The organism is Streptomyces avicenniae, assembly GCF_000719135.1.
Lineage (GTDB): Bacteria > Actinomycetota > Actinomycetes > Streptomycetales > Streptomycetaceae > Streptomyces > Streptomyces avicenniae.
In genome coordinates this window covers 266,750-276,597 of record NZ_JOEK01000004.1, presented here as the reverse complement: position 1 = coordinate 276,597, position 9,848 = coordinate 266,750, and the positions used below count along the sequence as shown (strand labels likewise).

Annotated in this window: 9 protein-coding genes and 1 pseudogene; 6 read left to right on the top strand and 4 right to left on the bottom strand. The window is 72.9% G+C overall.

Annotation, left to right across the window (positions count from 1 at the left end; translation table 11 throughout):
- A pseudogene (locus tag IF27_RS09920) lies at positions 1-98 on the top strand (transglycosylase SLT domain-containing protein); the annotation flags it as partial.
- Between the two features lie 139 nt (positions 99-237).
- Here IF27_RS09920 and IF27_RS09915 read toward each other — a convergent pair.
- Positions 238-2,175, bottom strand: a complete 1,938-nt coding sequence (locus tag IF27_RS09915; RefSeq protein ID WP_052849062.1) for an OmpL47-type beta-barrel domain-containing protein — start codon at positions 2,173-2,175, stop codon at positions 238-240.
- A 23-nt stretch (positions 2,176-2,198) separates the two neighbouring features.
- Positions 2,199-4,607 (bottom strand): ThuA domain-containing protein, encoded by a 2,409-nt coding sequence (locus IF27_RS09910; RefSeq protein WP_110945722.1) that lies wholly within the window; start codon positions 4,605-4,607, stop codon positions 2,199-2,201.
- A 207-nt stretch (positions 4,608-4,814) separates the two neighbouring features.
- On the opposite strand from IF27_RS09910, the gene IF27_RS09905 reads away from it, so the two are divergent.
- Both IF27_RS09905 and IF27_RS09900 read left to right on the top strand, forming a co-directional pair.
- Positions 4,815-5,828: a multicopper oxidase domain-containing protein gene (locus IF27_RS09905; RefSeq protein ID WP_052849061.1), complete on the top strand. Its 1,014-nt coding sequence runs from the start codon at positions 4,815-4,817 to the stop codon at positions 5,826-5,828.
- 132 nt (positions 5,829-5,960) lie between these two features.
- Positions 5,961-6,278: a hypothetical protein gene (locus IF27_RS09900; protein WP_052849060.1), complete on the top strand. Its 318-nt coding sequence runs from the start codon at positions 5,961-5,963 to the stop codon at positions 6,276-6,278.
- 18 nt (positions 6,279-6,296) lie between these two features.
- On the opposite strand, the gene IF27_RS09895 is transcribed toward IF27_RS09900, so the two are convergent.
- Complete coding sequence (locus tag IF27_RS09895; RefSeq protein ID WP_052849059.1) at positions 6,297-7,040, bottom strand: class I SAM-dependent methyltransferase; 744 nt, start codon at positions 7,038-7,040, stop codon at positions 6,297-6,299.
- Positions 7,041-7,199: 159 nt separating this feature from the next.
- Here IF27_RS09895 and IF27_RS09890 point away from each other — a divergent pair, with 159 nt between their 5' ends.
- Complete coding sequence (locus IF27_RS09890; RefSeq protein WP_190232889.1) at positions 7,200-7,709, top strand: hypothetical protein; 510 nt, start codon at positions 7,200-7,202, stop codon at positions 7,707-7,709.
- A 63-nt stretch (positions 7,710-7,772) separates the two neighbouring features.
- Here the strand turns inward: IF27_RS09890 and IF27_RS09885 are convergent, their stop codons facing one another.
- Complete coding sequence (locus IF27_RS09885; RefSeq protein WP_190232888.1) at positions 7,773-8,165, bottom strand: hypothetical protein; 393 nt, start codon at positions 8,163-8,165, stop codon at positions 7,773-7,775.
- 174 nt (positions 8,166-8,339) lie between these two features.
- On the opposite strand from IF27_RS09885, the gene IF27_RS09880 reads away from it, so the two are divergent.
- Both IF27_RS09880 and IF27_RS09875 read left to right on the top strand, forming a co-directional pair.
- Positions 8,340-8,888 carry an RNA polymerase sigma factor gene (locus IF27_RS09880; protein ID WP_110945721.1) on the top strand — a complete coding sequence of 183 codons (549 nt, stop codon included), beginning with the start codon at positions 8,340-8,342 and terminating at the stop codon, positions 8,886-8,888.
- On the top strand, positions 8,875-9,690 hold the full coding sequence (locus IF27_RS09875; RefSeq protein WP_052849055.1) for a CREC-EF hand family protein: 816 nt from the start codon (positions 8,875-8,877) through the stop codon (positions 9,688-9,690). The genes IF27_RS09880 and IF27_RS09875 overlap by 14 nt, the downstream gene beginning before the upstream one ends.
- Positions 9,691-9,848: the final 158 nt, after the last annotated feature.

Below are 9,848 nucleotides of genomic sequence, written 5' to 3'. Positions count from 1 at the left end.
GCACCGACCCCTACGACCCCGTCGCCAACATCACCGCCGCCGCCAACTACGCCGCCGACCGCTACGGCTCCATGGACAACGTCAACAGCGCCTACTGACGAGAACGACCAGGACCCCACGCACACGAAGCCCTGCCCCCCGCCACGCTGCGGGGGGCAGGGCTTCTGCATGGGGCGCCGCACCCAGGCCCGACCACACATCGTGGCCGATCGGGCGCTTTCGGTTACGGTGCGGGCGTCACAGCGTGCGGACGCGGATGTCGCGGAACGACACCGTGTCCGACGTGCCGTGCGTCTGGAGCCCGATGTACCCGGACGCGTTCTGCCGCCCGTCCGTGCCCGGGTCGTCCGAGCGCGGCGGGGAGAAGAGCTGCCCCGGCGTGTTCTCGAACTCGTTGATGAGCAGCCCGTCGCGGTAGACGCGGACGTTCTGGTCCACGACCCGGATCTCCAGGTCGCTCCAGACGCCACGCGGCACCGGCATCGCCTGCGCGCGGGTCACCAGGTCGAACCCGTACACCGAGCCCGTCTTGTACTGGTCCCCGGCGGCGCCGTCGAGGATCTGGATCTCGTGCCCGTACTCGATGGCGACCCATTCGGGGCGCGACTCCAGCGGGTGGTTGTGCACGCGGGGGAACCGGATGAACACGCCGCTGTTGGCCGATCCTGAACCGGTCGAGTCGTCGCGGAACTTCAGGCGCAGCGAGAAGTCCTCGTAGCGCACCTCGGGGAACCACAGCAGGCCCATGCCCTCGGCGGTGGTGCTGCTGGTCATGGAGCCGTCGCCGTTCACCTCGAACGCGCCGCCGCCGACGTGGCCCCAGCGGTCCAGGGACTGCGCGGTGCCGGTGAAGATCCGCTCGTAGCCCTCGCGGTTGCCGGGCTGGCCGACGTCGGAGCGTTCGGCGGCGTTACGGATCGCGCGCCTGCCCTCACCGTCGATGACGGCTTCCTGGAAGAGGGCGGTGGTGACCTCGCGGACGTGGGTGACGAACAGGGCGTGCGAGGACCAGCCGCGCTCGTCCTCGATGCGCTCGTTGACGGTGCAGCCGTGCGCGTCGGCGCGGTTCGGCACCTGCGTCACGCGGTCGCCGACCACGACGAGCGGGCGGTCGTCGGACTCGGGGCAGTCGTGCTGGGGCTCGCCCGGGTCGTCGGCGACGACGTCGAAGGTGACGCTGTCCGCCTCCGAGGAGTTGCCCGCGTTGTCCGTCGCCCGGTAGGTGAGGGTGTGCTCGCCGACGGCGTGGACCATCACCGGTTCCGTGTACGGAGCGAAGTCGCCCCCGTTCACGGCGTACTCGACGTCGGCGACGCCCGAGCCCTCGTCCGTGGCCGACAGGGAGACCGTCGCCATGGTGACGTAGGCGCCGTCCGCGTTCTGCTCGCCCTCGACGGACGCCGTGACCTCCGGCGCCGTCGTGTCACCGCCGGAGGGTTCCACGACCTCGACGGTCACGGACTGCTCCTCGGAGACGTTGCCCGCGTTGTCGGTGGCGCTGAAGGCGACGGTGTGCTCGCCCGGTTCGTCGAGCACGACGGGCGACTCGTAGGCGGTGGCGTCGCCGCCGTCCACGGCGTACTCGATGCCCGCGACGCCGGTGCCCTCGTCCGTCGCGGACAGGGACACCGTGGCGCTGCCGAGGTAGGCGCCCGCCTCGTCCTGCTCGCCCTCCACGGACGCCGTGACCTCGGGCGCCGTGGTGTCCTCGCCGCCTCCGCCCTCGGTGACGGTGAAGGTGCCCGTCATGGTGCCGTGGCCGGGGATGGCGCAGAAGTAGCGGTACGTGCCGGGGGTGAGGGTGACGCTGACCTCGTGGCGTCCGCCCTGGGCGTCGTTCGGGTTCGCCAGGATGTTGACGGACACGTCGTTGTTGTAGTCGGGGTCGGACGTGTCGAACGTCAGGGTGTGCGGCATGCCCGTGGTGTTGCCGGTGGCCGCGCTGTTCTCGAACACGATCGTCGTCTCGCCGGCGACGGCCGTGGTGGGCGCGGAGGTGTAGGCGGTGATGCCGTTCCCCGCGGTCCACAGCAGTTCCTGTGCGGCCGCCCGGACTGACCCCGTCTCGCGGGCCTGCGCGGGCAGGGCCACCAGGGCGAGGGCGGCCATGGTGAGGGCGAGCAGCACGACCGTCACGCGCCGTGGTGCGGCGGTGCGGGCCGTAGGACTCCTCATCGTTCGTCTCCTCCTTCTCGTCGTCACGGTCGGGCCAGATCGGCGGGCGCCGGGGTCGCGGGACCGCCCTGGTACGTCACGCGCCACAGCGCGGAGCGTGCGTCGGCGTTGAAGAAGCCGCCGCCGTAGTCCAGGAGGTAGAGCGAGCCGTCCGGGGCGAACTTCCAGTCCATGAGGTTGCGGATGCCGCCGTCGCCGACCGGGATGATGGCGTCGAGGCTCTCGGCGTGGACGGGCAGGCCGCCGCCCGGCGCGGAGCCCGGGTCCATCACGACGGCGTGCCGGGGCTGGGTGCCGTCGTAGAAGTCGCCGACGAACCACTTGCCGTCCCAGTACGCGGGCCAGGCGACCGTGCTGTCCGAGCCCTCGTCGTGGCGGTACAGCGGGCCGTTCATCGTGGCCTGGCCGCCGCCGGTGAGCCAGGGGAGCAGCAGGCGCTGGTCCTCGGGCCGGTAGGTGGGGATGCCGTCGGCGTCGCGCGGGTAGTCGGGGGCGCCGCCCTGGGGTGAGTACCAGATGTTGTTCGGTGAGACGGGCGGCAGTTCGACCAGGCCGTCGTTGTTCGGCGAGTCGTTGCGGGGCGCGGCGCAGTCGTACCAGCCGAGGGGCTGGTCGGGGTCGGGGAGGTTGCGGTCGCGGTAGGGCTGGTTGTTGCCCATGCAGTAGGGCCAGCCGCGGTTCCCCGCCTCGGTGATGACGGCGAACGTGTCGTACTTCGCCGGGCCCCAGGTGGTGCTCGGCTCCCCGGCGTCGGGGCCGACCCAGCCCGCGTACAGCCAGTCGGTGACCGGATCGACGGCGATACGGGCGGGGTTGCGCACGCCCATCACGTAGATCTCGGCGCGTGTCTTCCCGCCGCCCTCCTCCTCGCCGGTGAAGAGGTTCCCTTCGGGGACGGTGTAGGTGCCGTCGTCCTCGGGGTGGATGCGGAGGATCTTGCCGTTGAGGTTGTTCGTGTTGCCCGCGGTGCGGCGGGCGTCGGCGAACGAGACCCCGGCGAAGGCGGGTTCGGGGTTGTTGCCCGAGTAACCGTCGGAGAAGCCGGAGGAGTTGTTGTCGCCCGTGGCGATGTAGAGGTTGCCCTCGGAGTCGAAGTCCATGCCGCCGCCCGCGTGGCAGCAGCTGTGGATCTGCACCGGCCAGGTCAGCAGGACCGCTTCGGAGGCGAGGTCGAGGGTGCCGGTGGCCTCGTCGAACGTGAAGCGGGAGATGCGGCGTTCGCCGATGCGGTTCTCGCGGTCGATGCGGTCGTGGGGGCTCCAATGGAGGTAGACCCAGCCGTTGTCGGCGAAGCCTGGGTCGAGGGCGATGCCGAGGAGCCCTTCCTCGTTCTTGACCAGCTCGGGGCCGCCGCCCTTGTTGCCGAAGACCTCCAGGGTCGCGGCCGTGCTGACCTCGTCTGACTCCGGGTCGTAGACGTGGACGGTCCCGGGGCCGAGGCCCACGGCCGGGTCGTTCCAGTCGGTGACGACGGGGGCGCCTCCCCAGCGTCCGCCGCGGCCGATGTAGAACACGCGGCCGTCGTCGGCGATGTCCAGGCCGTGCGGCTCGCCGATCTGATCGAGGGTGTCGGGCGCGTTGGGCGCGGTGACGCGCTCGGCCTCGTAGTTGCCGGTGATGGTGGCCTGGCAGTCGGCGCGGGTCAGGCGGGCCGTCCACAGGAGGGCGCCGCGCAGGTGCTTGCGGAAGTTGTTCTCCGTGAACGTGCCGGGGGTGCCGCCCATGCCGGTGTAGAACGACCGGCCGCCGTCGTAGTCGCGGCACCAGGAGACGGGGTGGTCCCAGCCGCCGTCGGCGGCGCCCGGGCCGCGTTCCCGCAGGCGGGCGACGGTGTGGACCTCGCCGCTCGGGTTGTCCTCCCAGTCGAACCAGACGTCCCGGCGGCTCCATTCCAGCGGCAGCCCCGCGGTGGCGGGGTGGGCGCGGTCGCCGACCTCGACCACGCCGTTCTCCGGCGCGCCCGGCTCGCCCGCAGGGCGGGCGCCGACCAGGCCGGTGAACCACTCGGAGTCGGGGAGGGCGCGTGCCGCGTCGTGGACGCCGACGAATCCGCCGCCCGAGCGCACGTAGTTCTCCAGCGCGGACTCCTGGCGGTCGTTCAGTTCCGCTCCCTCGGTGGAGAGCAGGACGATCGCGTTGTAGTCGCGCAGGCCCAGCGGGTCGAAGACCGCCGGGTCGTCGGTGGCCTCGACCTGGAACCGTTCGGCGCGGGGGCCTTCGGCGCCGAGGATCTCGACGGCCTGGATGCCCGCCTGCGTGCGCTCGGCGGGTGCGTCGGGGCCGTGGAAGACCAGGACACGGGCGTTCCTTCCGCCCGGTTGGGGGTCGGCGTCCCTGGCCGACGGGGAGTCCCCCGCGGCTCCGGGGGCTCCGCCCAGCAGGGTGATCAGCAGCGTCCCTGCGACTGCCAATACCTGCGGCTTGCGTTTCATGGCTCGTCCGCCCTCTCAGGTGACAGCAGCGACGCCCAGGAAGGTAGACGGCTTTCGCCGTATCGCCAATGACTATGGACGGAACCGAAAAAACTTTGTCCACACAGTGGGCAAAGCCTTGTCGTGCCCATATCATGATGCGCCATCGACGCCGATACCCGCTGGACGACCGAAGACCGAAGACCGATACCGAGGAGGACGCCTCGCATGCGGTACCCCGGATTCTCCCGCCGCTCCTTCGCCGGTGGCGCCGCCGCCGCGCTCACCGCACCCGCCGCGCTGGCCGCGCCTGGCCTGCTCGCCTCACGGCAGGCGGCGGACACCACCGCGGAGCAGGCCGCGGACACGGCGGCGGCCGAAGTCAGGCGCATCACCCTGTACGCCGAGGAACTGCCCGGCGGGCTGCTGGGCTACGGCCTGGCCCCCGGCGAGGCCAGCGTGCCGGGACCGCTGCTGGAGATGTACGAGGGCGACACCCTCGTGATCGACCTGGTCAACACGCTGGACGTGGAGGTCAGTCTGCACGTCCACGGCGTGGACTACACGATCGACAACGACGGCACGCGCATGACCGACAGCATCGTCGAGCCAGGCGGCACCCGCACGTACACGTGGAACACGCACGCGCCGGGCCGCCGCGGCGACGGCACCTGGCGCGCGGGCAGCGCGGGTTACTGGCACTACCACGACCACGTCGTCGGCACGGACCACGGCACGGGCGGGCTGCGGCAGGGGCTCTACGGCCCGCTGGTGGTCAGGCGGCGCGGTGACGTCCTGCCTGACAAGCAGTTCACCATCGTCTTCAACGACATGACGATCAACAACCGGGCCGCCGACGACGCCCCCCACTTCACGGCGACGGCCGGTGAGCGCGTCGAGGTCATCATGATCACGCACGGCGAGTTCTACCACACGTTCCACATGCACGGGCACCGCTGGGCGGACAACAGGACGGGCATCCTCACCGGCGAGAACGACCCCAGCCGCGTCATCGACAACAAGATCACCGGCCCCGCCGACTCGTTCGGCTTCCAGGTGATAGCCGGGGAGAACGTCGGGCCGGGGCACTGGATGTACCACTGCCATGTCCAGAGCCACTCGGACATGGGCATGGCCGGGATCTTCACCGTCACCGACCGCAACGGCAACGTCCCCGGCGGCCCGATGCCGCACGGCGGGACGGGCCAGGCGGGCGCGGCGTCCGGGGGCAGCCACCACTGAGCCAACACCGCCACCGGCGGGCATCCCGGGACCGGCGCGAACCCGCGTGCCGCGCGAGCCCACGCGCGCACACGGCCGGTCCCGGGATGCGCGCACCTCAGCGGCGGCGCCGCACGCCGCTACCGTGGCCGCATGACGGCCTACTACCGCGACGAGCGGGCCGCGCGGCGGCTTCCCGCGCTGCTGCCCGTGGAGTCGCAGGACGTGGACGAGGGCTACCGGCTGGTCGGGCCCGACGGGCGGCTGACGGCCGTCGTCGAGCACGTGCAGTGGCTCGACGACCACCCGGCCGGGCCGGACACCCACGTCGTGGTCTCGCTGGAGGACGGGACGGCCGTCGAGTTCCCGTTCGGCGTGCCGCTCACCGCCGTGTGGCACGCGGAGCGGCGCGCGCCGGACGCGGGGGCCGTCGCGGCGGCGGCGCCGCGGGTGTGGGGCGTACCGCGGTGAGCCCGGCGGGCGCGGGAGTCAGGACGGCTGGCGGAGGGCGGCGAACAGCGTCCGGCCGTGGCCGCCGTCCTCCTGCGCGGTGGTGACGGCGAACCCGGCCGCCGCGAGGAGCCGTTGCCACTCGGCGACCGCGAACAGGCCGGTGACGTGCGTCTCGTGGACGGTGCGGACGCTGCCGTCCGTCTCCCGGATGGTGAACGTGTAGTCGGTGCGGACGGTCGTCGTGCCGGGCGCGGCGGGCAGGCTCCACTCCAGGTACCTGACGCCGCTGCCGTCGTCCGCGTCGCTGCCGCCGCAGTCGGTGCCGGGCTCGAACGTGTCGGCGACGTGGTCGGGGAAGAAGACCGCGACGCCTCCGGGGCGCAGGTGGGCGAACGCGGTGCGGAAGACGGCGGACAGGTCATCGGCGGTGGTCATGTAGTCGATGGCGTCGTGGACCAGGACGCCGTCGAACGTCCGGCCGAGCCGCACGTCGCGCATGTCGCCCGCCACGTGGGTGGCGTCGGGGAGGAGGCGGCGCGAGAGGTCGAGCATGCCGGGCGAGAGGTCCACGAGCGTCAGGGTGTGGCGCGGGGCGAGATGGTACGCCGTGTGCCCTCCCCCGCTGCCCAGTTCGAGCACGTCGCGGACGGGGCGGGCCGCGAGCGCGAACAGCTCGGCGGCGAGGACCGCGTCCTCCTCGTACACCTCGACGGGGGAGATCAGCGGCCACCAGGGGGCCAGGTCGCCGTAGAGCCGTTCGGGCGGGCCGGGGAGCGTCATGTCGTCCGTATCCGCGCCGCCGGTCGCCGCTCGCCGCGGACGCCGCCGGCGGCGGTCCCGGCGTCCGGCGCACGATCATAGGCGGCGCGGCGGGCAGGCCCGGCACCGGCATTTCCGGGAAGTGCCGTGCGGGGGCGCGGGACGTACTACGGTCTCGCCATGAGCAGTGGCGAGGGCGTCGTGGCGGACGCCGCGGTGCGGGCGGCGTGGGACTCCTACCGTGTCCTGGACGACTCCACGACCCCGGAGGAACGGCGGCGCGCGCGGCGGCGCATCGAGGCGGCCGTCGCGGCGTACGGGCGGGACGAGGTGTACCGCGGGGCCGCGTTCCTCGTGGGGGTGCTGACGGCCGTCCTGGCGGAGGACGCCGAGGACAGGGACCCGCTCGGCGGCCTGGTGCCCGCCGTGCTGGGCAGGCTGCGGGCGTTCGACACGCTCGACGTGGCGCACGTGCCGATGGTCGCGGGCGCGCTCACGGCGGCCGTGCTCGGGCAGGACGTGGTGGCCTGGCGCGACCGCCTCGGGCCGATACCGCCGCAGGAGGCCGCCGCGCTGGGGTTCACGCTGTGGCTGCTCGCGGATCTGCACGACCTCGCGGTGGACCGGCCGGGGGCGACGGACGCGCTGGTGCGCCGCGCCTTCGAGTCGCTGGAGTACGAGAACGCCTGAGCGCGCCGTGGCGCGGCTCCCCGCTCACCCTGCGGGTGGGCCGGACTCCTCGGGGGCGAGGCGTCAGCGGCGCAACCGCGCGCCGGGTATGCCCGCTCGGCCGCTGGTCGTCGTCCACGTACCGTCGCCGAGCCACGTCTCCTCGGCGAACGCGGCGGGGTAGGCGACCCGGGACACGGGGCGCAGCAGGTCGGCGCCGCACCAGGCGCTTCCGTCGGGACGGACGTCGCGGGGATGCCCGGCGCCCTCCCGCTCCCACCGGTACCCGTCAACCTGATGACCGTCGAAGTCCGACGAGCCGGTGTGCCGTCCGTCCGGGGCGCCGCCCAGGAGGAGGACGTCGCCCTCCGGGTCACGGACCGTCCGGGCGCCGCCGTGGACGCTGCGGAGGGCGGCCCCGGCAGGTTCGTCGGACCCGGCCGTCAACTCGGCGCGCGTCAGCGGGTGATCGTTCACACCCCGGAGCATAGGGAGCCGCACTGACAACGCCGCCGGAATCTCCCCGCGACGCGGCGGCCCGCGGGCCCTGTCAGACTCCGACCACCGGCGTCACCCCGGCGCCGCGGGAATCAGGGGAAGTTCCTCCCAAAGACGTGTAAGGGAAAGCGGGGCCGTCGGACATGACCGGGTATGGCATCAGACGAAGAGGCTGATCGATTCGACCGGCTGTTCCGGGCGACCTATCGACGGGTGACGGCCTACTGCGTGCGCCGGACCGACCCGACGGCCGTCCACGACGTGGTGTCCGAGGTGTACGCGGTCGCCTGGCGGCGTCGGCGTGACCTGCCGGACGAGGACCACGGGGCGGCCCTGTGGCTCCTGGGCGTGGCACGCAACGTGCTGGCGAACCAGGCACGCGCGCAGCGGCGGTGGTTCCGGCTGCTGCGGCGTGCGGCCGAGCGGGCCGACCGCGGCCCGGCCGCGCAGCCGTCGAACGATCCCGACATCGGCGCGGCGCTGGCCGAACTCGCCCCCGCCGACCGCGAGGTGCTGCTGCTCGCGTACTGGGACGACCTGGCGCACGCCGACATCGCCACCGTCCTCGGCATATCCCCCGGCGCCGTCTCGACCCGCCTGCACCGGGCGAGGGAGCGGCTGCGTCCGCGCCTCGCCCCGCAGGGCGGCGAGAGCCGCGACACCCCTTATTCCACAGGAGAACTGACCCATGCACAGCGATGAGCAGATCGACGCGCTCCTGCGCGCGGCCGACCCCGCGAACGGCGCCACGCCGCCCGACCCCGAAGGTCCCGAAGCGCTGCGCATCCTGACACGCGCGCGCCGTGACGCGCGGCGCGGACGGCTGCGGCGGCTGGTCGTGCTGCCCGCCGCCGTCATGCTGTCGATGGGCACCGCGACGGCGGCCGTGGTGCTGGTCACGGACGACAGCACGGTGGTGGACTCGACGGTGATCGGCTGCGTGGCGCCCGGCGGAGGGCTCGACCCGGTGGAGGGCGACCGGTACGACCCCGCGCGGGGCGTCTACTCCGAGTTCAACGCGGTCTCCTCCGATCCCGTGGACACCTGCCGCACGCTCCTGCCCTCGGTGGGCGCCGAGTTGGCGGACGACGTGCAGCTCACGCCGTGCGTGGACGCGTCCGGCACGGTGATCGTCTACCCGGGCGCCGCCGGTGTGTGCGCCGAGGAGGGGGCGGCGCCCTACCTCGGGGTGACGCCGGAGCAGCGGGACCTGGCCGCGTTCCGCATCGCGCTCGACGCGTCCTTCCGCCAGGACGGGTGCCTGCCGATGGCGGAACTCCAGGGCGTCGTGGACGAACTCCAGGCGCGCCACGGGTTGTCCGGGTGGTCGGCCGTGCTGTCGAGCGACACGGAGGGGGAGTGCGTGGGCAGCGTCCTGTACACGGAGTCCCGCAAGGAGATCACCGCGTGGGCCCTGCCCGAGATGCCGAGTCCCGGCGAGGAGGGGGAGCCGGTGGAGGACGCGGAGCCGTACGTCGAGTTCACCTGGGAGTCCATCCGCTGACGGCCGGAGGCGCGCCCCGCCCGAGGCGAAACGATCTCGCAATGCCGCCTCCGGGCCGGAGGAAACGTTCCGCTGCCAGCATCCCCGGCGGTACCGGCGAAAGGGGAATCGGCAGATGGGCCAGAACTTCGGCACGGACCGGCGTGCGTTCCTGCGGG